Below are 18286 nucleotides of genomic sequence, written 5' to 3' on the forward strand. Positions count from 1 at the left end.
AATTTTAATTTTCTGTTAATTTATATTAAAAAATAATTGAACTACCTGCCACTAAATGAAGGTTTACGCTTTTCTAAAAATGCAGCTACACCTTCTCTTCCATCTTCACTCGTAAATACTTCACCAAAAATCTGTGATTCACGTTGTACACCTTCATAGTAATGAGACGATTTTGTCGTTTGCAATAACTCTAGTACAGCACGAGTTGTTGCTGGACTTTTTCCAGCAATTTGTTTTGCAACTTTAAGCGTATCATCTAAAAGAGATTCTTCAGAGAACAATCCGTTAACAAGTCCCCACTTTAATGCTTCTGCACCAGTAATTGGTGTACTTGTTAACATCATTTCACAAGCTTTCGCTTTCCCAACATAACGCGGTAAGCGCTGTGTACCTGCAAAGCCAGGAATTAATCCAAGTGTTAATTCAGGTAAACCAAGTTTTGCACTTTCAGTTGCAAAGCGCATGTGGCAAGACATAGCAAACTCAAGGCCGCCGCCCAGTGCCGCTCCATGAATTGCCGCAATAACTGGTTTTGAACATTTTTCAACACGCTCAAACGTAACTTGTCCAAGCTGTGCTAATTCTGTTGCTTGCTTCGCTTCAGTAACAGATGTAAATTCTTTAATATCTGCTCCCGCTGAGAAGAAACGTCCTTCACCGTGAATAACAACAACACGAATGTTATCATCCTTTTCCACTTGATCAATTAATTCAGTAACGTCATGCATAACTTGTGAAGACATCGCATTCGCTGGTGCGTGATTTAATGTCGCCACCGCGATATGATCTTCAACTCTTACAGATAGGAATTTCAACATGATCCCTCCCATTATTGACGATAACCACAAGCTGCAATAAGTAGCCCGTGTACCGTTTTTGAAAGTGCGACCAGATCATACTTATGATCGCTCATTACCCAATTGGTCACAACTTCATCTACTGTTCCAAAGATCATTTGTCTTGCCACGCGAACATTTAAATCTGCTTGAAATTCACCTTGTTTTATACCAGTCTCTAAAATCTCATCCATAACTTGTAAGTAGCCTTTTAATACTTCATTTATTTTAAGGCGCAAGTCTTGATTGGACTGCCTCAGCTCTAATTGCGTAACGATAGCAAGAGGATCATTTTGCGACAACAGCAAGAAGTGCGTTTCTACCAACATGAATAACTTCGATACAGCGCTTTCAATTCCTGCTGTTTTTTGACGAATTGTTTCGACAAATTCTCCCATCTTCTCTTGGAATAAGGATATTAATATATCTTCTTTATTTTTAAAATATAAATAAATCGTGCCATCAGCTACCCCAGCTTGCTTTGCGATTTTAGAAACTTGCGCTTGGTGGTACCCATTCTCCGCAATCACAATGACTGCCGCATCAATAATTTGATTGTATTTCGGTCTATTTTTCTTCACTTTACTGTCCCCTTCAAGAAGATGACTGAATGAATAGTCATTCATATTCTTATAATACTGAGTATTTAGAAAAGTGTCAATCCTATTTTTTCAAAAAGAAAGGGCCTTAGCCCGTTTGCTCATCCTCATTCTTTCTCTTCTCTTCATCTATTAGAACACGGCGTAAAATTTTCCCTACTGTCGTTTTTGGCAATTCATCTCTAAACTCATATACTTTCGGCACTTTATAAGCCGCTAAATATTTACGTGCAAACTGATTTAATTCTTCCTCAGAGCACTCCGTACCTTCTTTTAACACAACAAATGCTTTAACTGTCTCTCCTCGGTACGGATCTGGAACTCCAATTGTCACTACTTCTTGCACTTTTTCATGCTCATATAATACTTCTTCAACTTCACGAGGATACACATTAAATCCACTCGCGACAATCATATCTTTCTTGCGATCTTTTACATAGAAGAATCCATCTTCATCCATGTAGCCAACATCACCTGTATGGAGCCAGCCATCTTGCAATACAGCCGCTGTTTCCTCTGGCTTATTCCAATATCCTTTCATAATTTGAGGGCCTTTCACTACAATTTCACCTATTTCTCCTGGCGGTAATGCCTCACCAGTTTCAAGCGACATAATGATTGCTTCTGTATCTGGCCACGGAACTCCGATGCTACCTGGCACTCGCTTTTCCCATAAAAAATTACTATGTGTAACCGGAGAGGATTCTGTTAAACCATATCCCTCTACTAGTTTACCACCTGTAACTTTTTCGAACTTTTCCTGTACTTCTACTGGCAGTGGTGCTGATCCACTAATACAAGCACGAATAGAAGAAATATCGTATTCTTTTAAAAGTGGGCTATTTAAAAGAGCGATATAAATAGTTGGTGCCCCTGGAAACAATGTCACTTTATGCTTCTTAATCGCTTCAAAAACCATTTTCATATCAAACTTTGGAATAAGGACCATTTTGTATCCTTGCATAATACTTAAATTCATAACAGCTGTCATACCATAAACATGGAAAAATGGAAGAACCCCAAGAACGACTTCTTCTCCTTCTTTGCAATTATATAACCATTGAACTCCCATTAACGTGTTAGAGACGAGGTTTTTATGCGTTAACATAACTCCTTTCGGAAATCCGGTTGTTCCTCCTGTGTACTGTAAAAGAGCTAGATCATTTTCAGGATCACAAGGCACCTCAACATCCGTATTCACTTCTTTTTCTACTGAATTCCAAAGATGAATCGTTTCACTCTCTGATACTTTCACAACTAAATTTGACTGTTTTTTCTGCACAAATGGATACAATAGATTTTTAGGGAATGGTAAAAAGTCCGCAATACGAGTTACGATAATATGCTCAATTTTTGTAGCAGATTGAACATTCGTTACTCTTGGAAACACTAAATCGAGACAAAGAATTACTTTTGCTCCCGAGTCATGAAGCTGATATTCTAATTCTCTTTCTGTATACAGTGGGTTTGTTTGTACTACGATACCTCCCGCAAGTAATGTGCCGTAATAACCAATTACAGCTTGCGGACAATTCGGCAACATAATAGCAACTCGATCACCCTTTTCCACACCGAGCTTTTGAAGATAATTTGCAAACCTCTTCACCTTATCATGGAAGTCCGAAAACGTAATATCCTTCCCTAAAAAGTGAAGCGCTTTCTTTTCTGGGTAGCGAGATGCCATCTGTTCTACATATCTATGAAGCGGCTGAATATCATAAGAAATCGTACTCGGAATTTCCTCTGGATAACTTTTCAACCATGGTTTTTCCACCTTCATTCCCCCTTCAAATACATAAAAAATAAATGAATGTTCATTCATGATGGTTATTTTCATTATATTATAGTCACCATAACGTTACAATCATAATATTCTGACTTTTACATAACTATGCTTTACTTCATTAACTTCTTATTATATGTAGAAACTCTCTTAATCTTAAAAGAGTACGAGAGTTATAGTTTAACTTAATCTTATTATCGTTAACACTGCTCCTGGAGTAGTTGTTGATAATGTTGCGACAGCTAACAAACCAAATAATTGTAAGCTAATAGCATCTCCTGCTGCAAGAGTTGTAATGATTGTTGCGCTAAATGATGTGGTTGCGACAGCAGGAGAATTTATCGTCCCAGCAAGTGGTGCTCCATTAATTGTAATTCGTGAACTGACCAATAATGAAGCTGTTATATTAATCGAATATGAAATATAATAATTTCCAGCATTTGCAACCGTAAATACTGTATTTCCCCCGGAAACCGTAATACCTGGACCGATATTTTGATTATTCGGAAGCGGGACATTCGTTCCACCAAGAACTACCGATATCGCTGTTCCCGACGTATTATTTGCAAATGCATATGTCGCCGTGATACTTGTACCTGTAGCCCCGGTTGAGCCTGTTGCTCCTGTTATTCCTGTCGCTCCCGTTGGACCTGTTGCTCCTGTTATTCCTGTCGCTCCCGTTGGACCTGTTGCTCCTGTTATTCCTGTCGCTCCCGTTGGACCTGTTGAACCCGTTGCTCCTGTTATTCCTGTCGCTCCCGTTGGACCCGTTGCCCCTGTTATTCCTGTTGCTCCTGTTATTCCTGTCGCTCCCGTTGGACCTGTTGCTCCCGTTGCTCCCGTTGCCCCTGTTGAACCTGTTGCTCCTGTTATTCCTGTCGCTCCCGTTGGACCCGTTGCTCCCGTTACTCCTGTCGCCCCCGTTGGACCCGTTGCCCCTGTTATTCCTGTTGCCCCTGTTATTCCTGTTGGGCCTGTTGCTCCTGTTGGGCCTGTGTCGCCTGTTACCCCTGTCGCCCCCGTTGAACCCGTTGCTCCTGTTGCTCCTGTTATTCCTGTCGCTCCTGTTGGTCCCGTTGCCCCTGTTATTCCTGTCGCTCCTGTTGGTCCCGTTGCCCCTGTTATTCCTGTCGCTCCCGTTGGGCCTGTTGCTCCTGTTATTCCTGTCGCTCCCGTTGCCCCTGTTATTCCTGTCGCTCCCGTTGCCCCTGTGTCGCCTGTTACTCCTGTCGCCCCCGTTGGGCCTGTTGCTCCTGTTGCCCCCGTCGGACCGGTTGGACCAACCTTAGGAACTGTCCCATCGCAACTAAAACAGCATGAATCAACATGTACACCATTTTGATTATTACACCCACAATATCCATTTACGTTATTGCTCCATGAAGACATGTTGATCACTTCCTTTACATTCGATCTTTTTAGCGCAATCACCGACTTAAAAAACACCTATCTAAATAACAAAGAAATACTTTGCCTAGTCGGGGATAAAACACAGATTTCCTCCATACATTCTAGTAATTATTACATGCGATTCACTCTCCTTTTGCTTGTACTTTCGCCTTATCTCCACAGACTATTAACAATACACATTACACTATCGTACACAGCCACTTTCCCATTTAAACTTTCCACATTCGCCAATATTTTTAGTAAAGAGGCTTATTCTTCATAAATAGCGACTATAATATATAAAAATCCGTATAATTCGTTATTTTTCGTCAAAATTTTAAAAATATATTGACACTTAAAATACCCTCATAGTATGATTTGGGTGTTGTAATTGATAACCATTTTCACTTATGGTACTAGTTACAAAAAACACTTAATTTGGGGGCAGAAGATGAAGAAAATTCTCAGTATTTTCATAGTAGTTCTTCTATTCGCTGTTGGATGCGGACAGCAAAAAGAGGAGAAAAAAGAAACAAAAGCGGACAATAAAAATCAAGCTATAACAATTAAACACGCTGAAGGGGAAACGAAGTTAGATAAACCAGCAAAAAAAGTAGTTGTACTTGAGTGGGTATATTCTGAAGACTTATTAGCACTTGGTGTTCAGCCAGTAGGGATGGCAGACATTAAGAATTATAATAAATGGGTAAATACAAAAACAAAACCGAGTAAAGATGTTGTAGATGTAGGGACACGTCAACAACCAAACTTAGAAGAAATTAGCCGTTTAAAGCCAGACTTAATTATCACAGCTTCATTCCGTGGTAAAGCAATTAAAAATGAATTAGAGCAAATTGCACCAACAGTTATGTTTGATCCATCAACAAGTAATAACGATCACTTTGCTGAAATGACAGAAACATTTAAACAAATTGCAAAAGCAGTTGGAAAAGAAGAAGAAGGTAAAAAAGTATTAGCTGATATGGATAAAGCATTCGCTGATGCAAAAGCAAAAATTGAGAAAGCAGACTTAAAAGATAAAAACATCGCAATGGCACAAGCATTTACTGCTAAAAACGTACCAACATTCCGTATCTTAACTGACAATTCTTTAGCTTTACAAGTTACAAAAAAATTAGGTTTAACAAATACTTTTGAAGCAGGAAAATCTGAGCCAGATGGTTTCAAACAAACAACTGTAGAATCATTACAAAGTGTACAAGATTCAAACTTCATTTACATTGTAGCGGATGAAGATAACATTTTTGACACGCAACTAAAAGGCAACCCTGCTTGGGAAGAATTAAAGTTCAAAAAAGAAAACAAAATGTATAAATTAAAAGGCGACACTTGGATTTTCGGTGGTCCTGAATCTGCAACATCTTTAGCAACACAAGTAGCAGATGTAATGACAGCGAAGAAGTGATTACACGATGAATAGCCTAAAACATACACTTCGAGCAAGTCTTGTATTCGGAGGAGGAGCAGCTCTCTTGCTCCTCCTTTTCTTTATTCATATCGGACAAGGTCAAGCAAACATTTCCTATAGTATGATTATTGATGCTCTTATCTCACCGAACCAATCGCTAGAACATCAAACTTTAATCATGCTTCGATTACCTAGAGCTGTAATTGCCATTTTAGCTGGAGGCGCTCTTGCTGCATCAGGGGTTATTTTACAAACGTTAACGAAAAATCCACTTGCTGAATCCAGTACAATGGGTATTCACTCTGGCGCATATTTCTTTCTAGTAGCGGCTACAATTTTCTTACCGAAAGGTTTACAAATTAATTCTCTTCTGTTCACATTTATCGGCGGTGCTATTACTGCTTTATTTGTATACCGTATTTCTGGTGGAAAAAAGGGAACCCCACTTAGAATGGCATTAGCTGGTATGGTCGTTACATTAATGCTCTCTGCCTTTACCGGAACGATGCAGCTTTTCTATGAAAATGAAACAGCTGGTTTATTTTTATGGGGAGCTGGCTCTCTTATTCAAAATAACTGGGATGGCGTTCAATTTGCTTTTCCATTTATCATTATTTCTTTCCTAGTTTTACTATTTATGTCTCGTAAACTCAACATTCTCTTACTTGGTGATGATGTTGCTATTTCTCTTGGTGAAAAAACAGCAGTAACACGTCTTATCGCCTTCATTGCTGCAATCTTTTTAACAGCAGTAATTGTTACTGTTGTTGGACCAATTGGCTTTGTCGGCTTAGTTGCACCTCATTTAATGCGCCTTATCGGATACCGTCAACACTTTACTCTTCTTCTCTCTTCTTTCTTATGGGGGGCAGTATTATTGCTTGGAGCAGATGTTGTCGGTAGATTAATAGATCCAACCGGTGCAGAACTTCCTGTTGGGGCAGTCACAGCAATGATTGGATCTCCTTGGCTTATTTACTTAGTGTATCGAATGATGAAGTCGAAACAATATATGAATGATAACGGTGCGAATGCAGCTGGAGCTAGTTCCCGCTATTACTCTTATAAAAAGGTAATCATTATATCTATCACACTTTGTATTGTGACGATTGCTCTTGGTGTTACAATCGGTAGTAACGCTTATATCGAAAGCATTATAAATGTTATATCAGGTCAATTAACACAATTTGATAAAAATATGATGATGAATCTTCGTTTACCAAGAATGCTCGTTGCTGCTATTGCTGGCGCATGCCTTGCAATAAGTGGGCTTGTTTTCCAAGGTATATTACGAAATCCACTTGCCGATCCTTCTATTATTGGTATTTCATCGGGAGCTGGTGTTGGTGCTTTAACTATTATGTATGTCTTTCCTGCACTTCCTGGTTTCTTTCTACCAATTGGTGCATTTATCGGAGGACTACTTGCAGTAGGAATTGTCCTCTTCTTTTCATGGAAATCAGGATTTAGTCCAACAGCTCTCGCTTTAATAGGGATTGGTATTTCTGCGCTTGGCTCAGCAATTATTCAAATCTTTATCGTTAGAGCCAATTTGAATGTTGCCGCTGCTTTAACATGGTTATCTGGCAGTACGTATGCAAGAGGATGGAATCACTTAGAAAATATCATTCTATATCCATCTCTAATTCTTGTATTCATTATCTTTTTCTTAATAAAACAACTTGACGTTCTCGTACTTGGAGACGATTTAGCAACTGGACTTGGGCAACCAGTAAATAAGACACGTCTTGCTCTAATTGTGCTAGCGACACTACTTGCATCAGTAAATATCGCTGCTGTCGGTACAATTGCCTTTTTAGGCCTTGTCGCACCTCACTTAGCAAGAATTGTTGTTGGTATGAATCATCAAAGACTATTCGTTTGTTCAGCACTATTTGGAGCAATCCTTCTTTCTGTTGCTGACTTACTTGGACGTACAATCGCATATCCGAAAGAAATTCCTTCTGGTCTTGTCGTTGCTGTACTTGGAGCACCTTATTTCTTATGGTTGATGAGGAAGAGTGGGAAGAAAGTTAATTAAAAGACGGCTTCATATATGTGAAGCCGTCTTTTCCTATTATGGCATAAAATTAATATAGGCTTTGTACATAATATATATAACAAGTGAATACATGATTATATTGAGCACACTTCGTTTTAAAGTTAACTTTCTCTTTAATTTCTTATCTTGTAATCTCAATTCTATTCCATTCGCTATTTTCAACCTACCTACTATTTGAAATAACTCTCTGTAATCATCAGCATTTCCCAATAATACGTATTCTTTATCATTTTTATACTTTATATGCAGAAACTCACTTCCACCTTTACGGTCTAATATTGTTTTCATATAAGCTACTTCATTCCATACACATACTTTTAAATCAACTTCATTATAATAACGATCCATAAAAAACACATACAACCGTTAACACCTTACTCTGTGCCGTATCTAAAATACTATGAACTACCTTATAAATTAAATCTCCATATCGATCAATTGCTGTATGTAATGCTAACATATCTTGTTTTCGAAGACCTTCTACTATTTCTATATCCTTCACCCTTATCACCACTCTTTATCCCATTCTTTATTCATTATATATACGAATGAGCACATTCGTTTCCTGACACTTTTACAAATATTTTCCAATTGTTTTCATATTGTAGCAATGCTTAATTAATTATTTCTTGTGGAACAGGGATTATATTATCTCTCACGAATTTAATCTATGAACAAAAATAGGAGGGATAACTATGTACCAAACCATTGACGGCTTCTTGCAATCATGGACATACGAAGCAGAGTCTACTCAGAAAATGCTTGATTCATTAACCGATGCATCTTTATCACAAGAAATTGCACCTGAACATTGGACTTTAGGAAGAGTTGCTTGGCATATCGTGACGGCAATTCCTGTTATACTATCTGGCACAGGGCTAAAGTTTGAAGGAGAATCGAAAGATTATCCTGTTCCAACTTCTGCAAAAACAATTGCAGATGAATACCGTAAAGTAAACGCGGCTTTTGTTGAAACACTTCAAAGTAAATGGACTGATAAAGACTTAGCTACTATTAATGACTTCTTTGGTCGTCCTATGCCGAATTCTATATTTTTAATGACACTCATTAATCATCAAAATCACCACCGCGGACAAATGACGGTTTTAATGCGACAAGCTGGCTTAACAGTTCCTGGCGTATATGGCCCCGCAAAAGAAGAATGGGCTGCGGCTGGAATGGAAGCTCCTAAAATGTAACGACAAAAAAGACAAGATGTTTACATATCTTGTCTTTTTCTGTAACTTGTTTCATGTGAAACTATTTTTTCTTAATGGTTGTTTTATGGAAAAGATAGGTTAAAATGAATACATATTACGAAGAGGAGTAACCAAATTGAATACAAAAAATAAAAAAATAGCTATGGGAACTATTTTACTAACTTCTCTTATTGGAGTTATTAGTGTATCTCTTTATTTCACCTATTATGGTACCCCTTGGGGAAAACAAGTAGCAATTACGGAATCAAAAGAATATATTACAAAATACTTCGATTTAGATGCGGTAGTCAAAAATACTTCTTACGATGCTAAAATGAATAGCTATGCGATCTCCTTTAAAACAAGTACTGACGGAGAGTTTACTATCGAATATAAAAGTCCAAATAACTTTAACATTTCTCCAGGAGTACAAGATTATTTAAGTAAACACTCTAAATTTACAGAGTAGTAACGAAGCATATATATACAAAAAAGGAGTTAGTATAACACCAACTCCTTTTACGTATTCTTATCATACTGCTATATCTTCCTTCTCTATATTTTTAATGCCGTAATACGCAATCACAACTCCAATTGCTGCCAATGCTAGTTGAAGAGGAAGAAAAGTTGCTGTAGAAAACGATGGGTTGCTATTCATTGCAATTGAGACAACGATAAGAGATGAAACAATTGTAGTTGGCACGGAACGTTTACGCATTCCGAAATATAATGGGATTAAACTCATTCCCGCAGTTGCAATGGCTAAAGGAACTAGTTTTATTCCTTCTTGCATCAATTGATCTACTGTGAATGAATTAGGAAGAATCGAAAAATAACTATCTATCCCAAAGAAAATTCCTACTACTAAAATGTTAGATACAATAACTGTTATAAATGTTACTATCGCTGTAATAGCCAACTTACTAGCCATCATTTTCTTTCGGTTAATAGGATAAGAAAACATAAGTAGTATTGTTTTATTTTTATATTCACCAATTATTAGCCTTGCGATTAATACACTACCAAAAATAATAAACGTTGCTCTTACTATTGCGCTAGCCATTAACAATATCGTCTCTGGATTCCTTATTTCTGCATCACCTTCTACTTGAGCGATGATGCTCACAAAGATCATTAATGCCAGTATAACAATATTTGCAATAATTGCTCTCTTCACGTACCAACCAAGCTTAAACTTTTTCAATTCTAGCTTCATTAAATGTAGCATGATAGTGTCCTCCTTCCTCCTAAGATTTAATCAATATAAATGACTCCTGTTTCACTTAAAATCTTCGCTTCATTTTTTGCATCACCAATCGTTCCTACTTTTATTTTTTCTGTATTTTTATCTTTCTTAAGTCCTTTTAAATCTACTATTACGTCAGCCGAATTACTTTTAGCCATAAGCTTCAATGATGCCGGGACACCTTTATACCGTACGCCAATATCCCCTGATTTTGTTTCTATAAATAATGATTTTCCTTCTGTCATATCTTTCAGCAATACTTCCCCAGATGTTGAAGTGATGTTCATATTTGAGTTACTTACATTTGTTATATAGTTATCACCAGTCGTAGACTTTATATTTAATTCTTGTACTGAACTATCTTTTACAACTAACTCTCCACTTTGCGATATGAATTCACCTTTCTCGGCTGATAGTCCTACAATCATTCCATCCCCAGATTTGCCTTTCGTCATGATACTTTTTACTACTAGATCTCTTATTTTCACATCACCCGATTTATTATTTACTATAATTTTATCTATCTCTTTCTTCGGAATAGCTATACATATACTATTCTTCTTCCTAAACGTAAAACCATTAAAAAATTTGTTCGCCTCTTGTTTTTGCTTAACCATAATTTTATTTTCATCATTTTCTATTTTGACGGGATCTATCTCTTTATCTGCTTGTTCACCTTGAGCGGAAATTACTATTTTATTAGCATCTGTACTTTTCAATTCAATATCCCAGTTTTCATTGTCTACTTCTATTTCTTTTATATTATTTATCTCAAAAGACTTTTCTTTCTTAAAATCTTTCCCCTGAAACACCTTAATACCAAAAACTACACTAGCAATTGTAATGAATAATATTGCAATTACTATTATTTTTTTCACCAGTCATACCCCAGTTCGTTGTTGTTTTAGGCTTGCTTCACGCCACATCGATCTTGTCGATTTTACGAAACGATAGATAACTAATGAAAATTCCTAATAAACAGAGCACGATTGGGATAGCTATAAAATCAAACATACTTACTTGACCGTTTCCAGGACCATAGTTACCACTAATCAGCAAGCCAATTATTACTGCTGAAGTAATCGTTGTCGGTGTCGATTTCTTTCTCATTCCAAAAAATAAAGGAATTAAACTTATACCAGATATCATAAATGCACTTATAATAGTACCTGGAACGATAGCTATTATTTCACCTATCGTAGCAGGTGTTTCAATCAGTCCCATCATTGGACTCACAAAATATACGAGCAAGCTAATAATGAAAGTCGCGATAATCGTGCTCACAAAACAAAAACAGAAAACAATTGTTAATTTCGCACTCATTAGCATTTTCCTTTGTAGCGGATACATAAATGATAGTTGTATCGTTTTGTTCTTATACTCATCAATTACTAAACGTGATAAAATGACTGAACTAAAAATAATGAATGTTATCCTAATAAAAATATTTACTAAAGCCATGTTCTGTGTGAAGTCAAAGAAGAGCACGTCTCCCTCGGCTTTCATTCCCCATGCCATAAGGCTTACTGCAGCGAAAATTGCTATAATACAAATTGCTACACTTTTAAAGTAACTAGATAATTGATGTTTCTTCCATTCGAGCTTCATTAATTTAAACATATAAACCACGCCTCCATTCTTTATATACCTGTCTCTACGCTGCTAACATTCTAATTCCAGCAGTAACGAAGCTTAACATTCCTATCACTAGTAGGATTAACAACCATTTCCGCTCTGGTTTTCTATAATATAAAATTCCACTTACTAGCATTACGATAAATCCACTTACCAGGTTCAGCCACAGTCCATTAAGCATGAATACCTTCTCCATCCATTACATTTAAGAAATATTCTTCTAAGGAACTATGTTTCTTATTAATACTTTCAATTTCCACATCGTTCATAATAAGTGCTTTGGAAATGGCTTGCTGTGTCACCGCCACTTCATAAACCCGAATCATGTTTCCACTCATTATTTTGTAGTTTTTTATACCAAGTTTATCTTCTAAAATATAAGCTGCACGCTTCACATCAGGAACAGTAATTTCAATGTACTCTGTTTGTTTTCCGTTAATACTCTTCATTGAAACTTCTTTTATTAGTTTTCCATTTTGAATGACACCAATTGTATCCGCCATTAATTCCATCTCACCTAAAATATGGCTAGAAACTAATAATGTAATGCCATATTCTTTGCAGAGCATTTTAAATAAGTCTCTTAATTCTTTAATACCAATTGGATCTAAACCGTTAATGGGTTCATCTAAAATGAGTAATTCTGGCTTTGTTACGATTGCCCTTGCAATACCGAGTCGTTGTTTCATTCCTAATGAAAAATCTTTTACTTTTTTATTATCTATCCCTTGTAGTTTCACTAAATGTAATGCATGGTCAATTTCATTTTTATCGTAATAACCCATATATTCACAATGTAGGTCTAAGTTTTCTTTCGCCGTTAATTTATCATAAAAGATTGGGTATTCAATAATTGTCCCCATTCTTTTTAATACTTCATAAGATGTATCTGTTAATTTCTCACCGAAGATTTCAATATCACCACTCGTTGGTTTTATTAAATTTGTAATCATTTTCATAATCGTTGTTTTACCAGCACCGTTTGGTCCTAAAAAACCGTAAATTTCTCCTTTTTTCACATGCATGTTAACACCGGAAATAACTTCTTTCCCTTTAAACACTTTCGTTAACTGATTCGTTTTTAATATATAGGTCATGTCACTTTCCCCTTTCGCACTACTTTATATTTTTATAATAGACAACGGAAATCTCTTTTTTCTTACCCGTTTCTTACAAATTCCTTACGCTGAAAAAAAAGCTTGTAGAATCTACTTCTCTACAAGCTAAAACTGCATCTTTTTTAATGCAACTGTAAAAATTGTTTTTTCATACGGCTTACTAGAAAGATGAATTTTTCCATCCATCGCTTCCACAAGCCTTTTCGTAATCGTTAACCCTAAACCGCTCCCTTGGTACAATCTATTTCTTGAATCTTCAAGTGTGTACATACGCTCGAACACTTTATCAATATGCGATTCATCAATTCCTTTTCCTGTATCCCATACGTCTATATACACATTTGTTTCATCATCTCTTAACGTCATACCAAGTGTCTTTCCATCGTCTCCATATGTAATCGCATTTGATATTAAATTGTTCAATACCCTGCCTAATACTTCTACATTTCCAAGTGCATATATATTTCTTTCCGGTATATCAATATGAACATGAAAACCTTTCGATGTTACTAAATCATAAAAAGATAAAATCTTCTCACGACAAACCTCATTCATATTTACTTTTGTCATCTCGATTGCCTTGTCACCAGATTCTAGTTTTGCTAAATCAAAAAACTTATGAATCAGTTCCATTACTTCTAGTGTTTTCACATGCACCTTTTCAAGTAATATTTGCTGTTCTTCTTTATTCATCGTTTTATCCTTATTTAACATTTCTGTATATCCAAGAATAACTGTTAGTGGCGTCTTTAAATCATGTGAAATATTTGAAAGCATTTTTCTCATCGAAATTTCTACTTTTGCATGATCTGCATTCGTTTTCTGTTTTGCATCTAATAATTGATTAATTGCCACTAATAATTTTTGCAATTCTAAATCATCTGTCATAACGAGTAACTTCTCGCCCGTTTGTACATTTACAATATTTTCTAACTTTTCATATGTGTATCGTAAATTTTTACTACTATTTTTTCTCATTTTATATTGTATGTAAATGACACATAACAATATAAAAATAATACTTATTAACAAATTGACCATATTACATCACTTCCAACTTATAGCCGATACCCCATAACGTTTTAATATATTCTGGATTAGATGGATCACTTTCGATTTTCTCACGCAACCTTCTCATATGAACATTAATAACGTTATCGTCACCGTAATACTCTTCGTTCCAAATTAGTGTATATATTTGTGCTTTTGTAAATACACGATTTTGATTCTTTACAAACAATTTTAGAATCTCAAATTCTTTTAAAGTAAGTTTGAGAGGCTTCCCGTTTTTTTCTACAGTAAAATTAATTGGATCAATCGTTAAATCACCAATTTGAATCATCTTTTCTGTTGTTTCTGTAGCCGAATATTTCGTAGATCTTCGAATACCTGCCTTTACACGTGCAGCTAATTCAATCATAGAAAATGGCTTACAAATGTAATCATCTGCTCCAAGTCCTAATCCAACAGCTTTATCAACATCTGTATCTTTTGCCGACATCATTAAAACCGGAACAGCACTTTTTTCTCGAATGATTCGTACAACCTCTAAGCCATCTAGCTTCGGCATCATAATGTCGAGGATAATCAAATCAAATGAACCTTTTAAATATGTGTTCACGCCTTCTTCTCCATCAGACGCAATTGTTACTTGAAAGCCCTCTTTTATCAAATACTTTTCCACCATCTCTTGAATTGAAATATCATCTTCCACTAATAAAATATGATGTGACATATGTCTATCCCCTTTTTACAAACGTTAACAACTCAATTGTATCGTAACTACTACAGACTGGAAACAAATATATGAATTTTCAAACCAACTTCCCTTCCTTCCTTAACAATGATATGATGAAATTCACTATGATTGTTCATAATTAACTTTATATAAAGGAGACTTATCATGTCAGAAAACAAAAAAGTAAGCTTAGCTGATTTAATGCGTGAACAACTTGCTAAGAAAAAGCAAGGAAATGGAAATGGTCAAAATGCAAAAAATCAAAGCCAAGAAACAAAAAAACTACAAAATCAACAAACGAAAAAGACAAACAACCAACGTAGACGTACAGGTGTGTAAATGAACGGACAAAAACGTTCTAATATCGCACCCGGTCTTGAAGTTGATATTGTATTAAAACAAGATCTACGAACAGGTAAATTAACACGTGGCATTGTAAAAGATATTTTAACAAACTCCCCTTCCCATCCGCATGGCATTAAAGTGCGATTGCAGGACGGACAAGTCGGTAGAGTACAAAATATCGTTCAATAAGAAAAGGAGCTCAAGTAAACTCGAGCTCCTTTTCTTTATTAACCTTTAATTTTCTCGATGAAAACTACTTTTAAATAGTCTCCTTCTTTAAATTGATCAATGGTACGGAAATCTTCTGGTAAAGAATGTTCTTCTAATATTTTATATTTGCCATTCATTTCTTTAAAGGCTGTATCGATAAAGCCTTTAAACTTTTTCATATCGAATGCGCTACAATTTGTAGAAGCAACGATAATTCCGTTATTTTCTGTAATGGCAATTGTTTCTTTTAATAAGTTTTTATAATCTTTCGCTGCACTAAATGTATATTTTTTTGATCGGGCGAAGCTTGGAGGATCAAGTACGACCATATCAAATTTCATCTTTTTCTTAGCTGCATATTTGAAGTAAAGAAATACATCTTCTACAATAATATCTTGTGCTTCATAATCAACTTCATTTACACTAAACTGCTCAATCGTTTTACTTAAACTACGATTTGCAAGGTCGACACTCGTCGTTTTACTCGCTCCACCAAGCGCTGCAAATACAGAGAAAGCACCTGTATAAGAGAACATATTTAACACAGTTCTTCCCTTCGCATATTTATCACGAATTTGTTTTCGCACGTTACGTTGATCTAAAAATACGCCAACCATCGCTCCGTCATTTAAATAAACAGCGAAGTTCACACCATTCTCTTTTACGATAAGCGGGAACTCACCGCGCTCTCCTGCTACGAAATCATCGCCTTCAATGTATTTCCCTTTCGTATCAAAACGCTTTTTCTCATAAATACCTTTAAAGTTTGCTACTTTTTGAAGAGCGGCTATAATCTCATCTCTGAAAGTGTAAATCCCTTCACTATACCAACTTACTACGTAGTAGCCATCATAATAATCGATAATTAGTCCTCCAAGACCATCACCTTCACCATTCACCACACGGAATGCTGTCGTATCACTTGATTTGTAAAATTGCTTTCGTTTATGTAAGGCAGATTTGATTTTACTTTCAAAGAAAGATTGATTAATTTGTTCACTCTCTTTTCTCGTTAAAATCCAGCCATATCCTTTATTTTGTTTTCCATAATAACCTTTTCCGACAAAGTTGTTCTTCTCATCTACTACTTTAATGATTGTTCCTTCTTCCTGAACATCATTTAAATTTTGAATCGCATCTTTTAAAATAAGCGGATATCCACTTTTAATTTCTTTTATAAATTTCGGTTTTATTTTTACTGTTACTTCTGATCGCATATAATAACTTCCTTTCCATTTGCATGCTTTCTCTACAGGAAGCATTTAAAAAACGAGACTGAAAAAACAGCCTCGTTTCACTATACCATATTATTGCTTTGCTAGTACAACTAGCTCATTCTCGCACTTAATCGCCACATATTTACTACGTTTTGAAATGAAAATCTCACTGTCCAAAATAATAGAAAAAAACTTATATATTTCACATTTATCATTGACAATGATAATGATTTTCATTATCATTTAATGTATATGAGTTCTTGAAAATATAGCTACATTTATAGGAGGAATAAACATGATTATTGTTACAAATACAGCTAAAATTACAAAGGGAAATGGACATAAATTAATTGAGCGTTTTAATAAAGTAGGTAAAGTTGAAACGATGCCAGGCTTTTTAGGTCTAGAAGTTCTTTTAACGCAAAATACAGTTGATTATGATGAAGTAACAATTAGCACTCGCTGGAATGCAAAAGAAGATTTCCAAGGTTGGACAAAGAGCGCTGCATTTAAAGATGCTCACTCACATCAAGGCGGAATGCCAGAATATATTCTTGATAATAAAATTGCTTACTATGATGTAAAAGTTGTACGTATGCCAATGGCTGCAGCACAGTAAAAACAGTCCTTTTTTAAAGTATAGAATATGAGAAGCGTTACCTATCACTTCTCATATTCTATACTTTTTTCTTTAATTTCTTTTTACTAATTTTGCGTGTACAACTAGCCTTCCAGCCTCTGGATCAAGCGCATAATCACAAGTAGAAAGTGTTACGATTTCATCATTAGCCGTCAATTCCGTATCCGTTTTGTACAGTGATTTTTCTTGAATTTCCTTTAAGAACGATGTATATGCTGCATCATTTTCAAAATCCGTTTCAATGTAATAAAAGTCCGTTGTTGTCGTGTATACTGAAAAAACTTCCACGTCGTATCCTTCAAATAATGTATCGTAATATAATTTACGATGAGACATAAAAAAGTCTTCATCCAACATCTTTTTTAAACTACCAAACATAGAACCGTCTTTCATACGATGGCCATATAAAATCGTATTTCGATTTTGAGATTTCACATCATTACGATGGTCCATAAAAATGCTTCCCGCTCTCATATCTTCACCTTTATAATTACGAAATAAATAGTAATCATTATCTTTTGCTTGAACGATTGGATAATTAATTTGTGTATCATCCATCGTAATCCATCCGACTATCTCTGGATTAATTTTCTGGAGATCCTGAAACTGTTTACGTACCTCTCCATCTTCTGATTTTTCTTCCATTGGACTTCTTTTATAAATATGTTGTGCCTCAGCCATTACTTTACGATTTTCATAATAATCCATGAAAATCCCGCCCAACTCATAAATTGAATAGAAAAAGATTCCTAAAAACACAATTGTAAGTATGCGTTGAAAAAAAGAATTCTTTTTCCGTCCTTTCTTACTATTCAAATTATCACCTCAAAACGGATTATG

21 protein-coding genes and 1 pseudogene are annotated in these 18286 nt (G+C 35.6%); 7 read left to right on the top strand and 15 right to left on the bottom strand.

Annotated elements, in window-relative coordinates:
- Positions 1 to 41: 41 nt before the first annotated feature.
- From DN399_RS22205 to DN399_RS22220, 4 genes are all read right to left on the bottom strand, one after another.
- Positions 42 to 818, bottom strand: a complete 777-nt coding sequence (locus tag DN399_RS22205) for an enoyl-CoA hydratase (protein WP_000911292.1) — start codon at positions 816 to 818, stop codon at positions 42 to 44.
- An 11-nt stretch (positions 819 to 829) separates the two neighbouring features.
- Entirely contained in the window at positions 830 to 1417 is a 588-nt protein-coding gene (locus DN399_RS22210) for a fatty acid metabolism transcriptional regulator FadR (protein WP_000742223.1), read from the bottom strand.
- Positions 1418 to 1523: 106 nt separating this feature from the next.
- Positions 1524 to 3209, bottom strand: coding sequence for a long-chain-fatty-acid--CoA ligase (locus tag DN399_RS22215; RefSeq protein WP_025690696.1), 1686 nt, complete (start codon positions 3207 to 3209; stop codon positions 1524 to 1526).
- Between the two features lie 189 nt (positions 3210 to 3398).
- Complete coding sequence (locus tag DN399_RS22220) at positions 3399 to 4607, bottom strand: collagen-like protein (RefSeq protein ID WP_149149935.1); 1209 nt, start codon at positions 4605 to 4607, stop codon at positions 3399 to 3401.
- A 451-nt stretch (positions 4608 to 5058) separates the two neighbouring features.
- On the opposite strand from DN399_RS22220, the gene DN399_RS22225 reads away from it, so the two are divergent.
- Both DN399_RS22225 and fhuB read left to right on the top strand, forming a co-directional pair.
- On the top strand, positions 5059 to 6033 hold the full coding sequence (locus DN399_RS22225; protein WP_000722821.1) for an ABC transporter substrate-binding protein: 975 nt from the start codon (positions 5059 to 5061) through the stop codon (positions 6031 to 6033).
- 7 nt (positions 6034 to 6040) lie between these two features.
- Positions 6041 to 8077 carry a Fe(3+)-hydroxamate ABC transporter permease FhuB gene (gene fhuB, locus DN399_RS22230; RefSeq protein ID WP_017674014.1) on the top strand — a complete coding sequence of 679 codons (2037 nt, stop codon included), beginning with the start codon at positions 6041 to 6043 and terminating at the stop codon, positions 8075 to 8077.
- A 36-nt stretch (positions 8078 to 8113) separates the two neighbouring features.
- On the opposite strand, the pseudogene DN399_RS22235 reads toward fhuB, so the two are convergent.
- Both DN399_RS22235 and DN399_RS22240 read right to left on the bottom strand, forming a co-directional pair.
- A pseudogene (locus DN399_RS22235) lies at positions 8114 to 8464 on the bottom strand (hypothetical protein); the annotation flags it as partial.
- Positions 8430 to 8600 (bottom strand): hypothetical protein, encoded by a 171-nt coding sequence (locus tag DN399_RS22240; RefSeq protein ID WP_002026384.1) that lies wholly within the window; start codon positions 8598 to 8600, stop codon positions 8430 to 8432. The pseudogene DN399_RS22235 and the gene DN399_RS22240, both read right to left, overlap by 35 nt.
- Positions 8601 to 8793: 193 nt before the next feature.
- Between DN399_RS22240 and DN399_RS22245 the strand changes: the two genes are divergently transcribed.
- Together DN399_RS22245 and DN399_RS22250 are read left to right on the top strand one after the other, a co-directional pair.
- Complete coding sequence (locus DN399_RS22245; RefSeq protein ID WP_000284950.1) at positions 8794 to 9297, top strand: DinB family protein; 504 nt, start codon at positions 8794 to 8796, stop codon at positions 9295 to 9297.
- Positions 9298 to 9433: 136 nt separating this feature from the next.
- A complete protein-coding gene (locus DN399_RS22250; RefSeq protein WP_001093303.1) occupies positions 9434 to 9766 on the top strand; it encodes a YfjL-like protein in 333 nt (110 codons plus the stop codon).
- 63 nt (positions 9767 to 9829) lie between these two features.
- On the opposite strand, the gene DN399_RS22255 is transcribed toward DN399_RS22250, so the two are convergent.
- The 7 genes from DN399_RS22255 to DN399_RS22280 all read right to left on the bottom strand — a co-directional run bounded on the left by DN399_RS22255 (position 9830) and on the right by DN399_RS22280 (position 15031).
- Positions 9830 to 10525 carry an ABC transporter permease gene (locus DN399_RS22255; RefSeq protein WP_016125945.1) on the bottom strand — a complete coding sequence of 232 codons (696 nt, stop codon included), beginning with the start codon at positions 10523 to 10525 and terminating at the stop codon, positions 9830 to 9832.
- 26 nt (positions 10526 to 10551) lie between these two features.
- A complete protein-coding gene (locus DN399_RS22260; RefSeq protein ID WP_086389530.1) occupies positions 10552 to 11421 on the bottom strand; it encodes a DUF4097 family beta strand repeat-containing protein in 870 nt (289 codons plus the stop codon).
- Positions 11422 to 11458: 37 nt separating this feature from the next.
- Positions 11459 to 12163: an ABC transporter permease gene (locus DN399_RS22265; protein ID WP_000475549.1), complete on the bottom strand. Its 705-nt coding sequence runs from the start codon at positions 12161 to 12163 to the stop codon at positions 11459 to 11461.
- A 34-nt stretch (positions 12164 to 12197) separates the two neighbouring features.
- Positions 12198 to 12359 carry a hypothetical protein gene (locus tag DN399_RS28170; RefSeq protein ID WP_000931817.1) on the bottom strand — a complete coding sequence of 54 codons (162 nt, stop codon included), beginning with the start codon at positions 12357 to 12359 and terminating at the stop codon, positions 12198 to 12200.
- Positions 12352 to 13275, bottom strand: coding sequence for an ABC transporter ATP-binding protein (locus DN399_RS22270; protein ID WP_017674010.1), 924 nt, complete (start codon positions 13273 to 13275; stop codon positions 12352 to 12354). Before DN399_RS22270 ends, DN399_RS28170 begins: the two co-directional genes overlap by 8 nt.
- 126 nt (positions 13276 to 13401) lie before the next feature.
- Positions 13402 to 14337, bottom strand: a complete 936-nt coding sequence (locus tag DN399_RS22275) for a HAMP domain-containing histidine kinase (RefSeq protein ID WP_016125943.1) — start codon at positions 14335 to 14337, stop codon at positions 13402 to 13404.
- A gap of 1 nt (position 14338) precedes the next feature.
- Positions 14339 to 15031 (bottom strand): response regulator transcription factor, encoded by a 693-nt coding sequence (locus DN399_RS22280; RefSeq protein WP_149149936.1) that lies wholly within the window; start codon positions 15029 to 15031, stop codon positions 14339 to 14341.
- A 168-nt stretch (positions 15032 to 15199) separates the two neighbouring features.
- On the opposite strand from DN399_RS22280, the gene DN399_RS28175 reads away from it, so the two are divergent.
- Together DN399_RS28175 and DN399_RS22285 are read left to right on the top strand one after the other, a co-directional pair.
- Complete coding sequence (locus DN399_RS28175) at positions 15200 to 15373, top strand: hypothetical protein (protein ID WP_001293578.1); 174 nt, start codon at positions 15200 to 15202, stop codon at positions 15371 to 15373.
- Entirely contained in the window at positions 15374 to 15568 is a 195-nt protein-coding gene (locus DN399_RS22285) for a YwbE family protein (protein WP_149149937.1), read from the top strand.
- Between the two features lie 38 nt (positions 15569 to 15606).
- Here the strand turns inward: DN399_RS22285 and DN399_RS22290 are convergent, their stop codons facing one another.
- Entirely contained in the window at positions 15607 to 16806 is a 1200-nt protein-coding gene (locus DN399_RS22290) for a class I SAM-dependent rRNA methyltransferase (protein WP_006916399.1), read from the bottom strand.
- Positions 16807 to 17101: 295 nt separating this feature from the next.
- Between DN399_RS22290 and isdG the strand changes: the two genes are divergently transcribed.
- Positions 17102 to 17425 (top strand): heme oxygenase, encoded by a 324-nt coding sequence (gene isdG, locus DN399_RS22295; RefSeq protein ID WP_000587818.1) that lies wholly within the window; start codon positions 17102 to 17104, stop codon positions 17423 to 17425.
- Between the two features lie 72 nt (positions 17426 to 17497).
- Here isdG and srtB read toward each other — a convergent pair whose 3' ends face one another.
- The gene (srtB, locus tag DN399_RS22300) at positions 17498 to 18262 is read right to left on the bottom strand and encodes a class B sortase (protein WP_001086120.1); all 765 of its coding nucleotides are present in this window, start codon (positions 18260 to 18262) and stop codon (positions 17498 to 17500) included.
- Positions 18263 to 18286 lie beyond the last annotated feature (24 nt).

It is taken from the genome of Bacillus sp. AR4-2 (assembly GCF_008274865.1).
In the GTDB taxonomy this organism is placed as follows: Bacteria; Bacillota; Bacilli; order Bacillales; family Bacillaceae_G; genus Bacillus_A; species Bacillus_A cereus.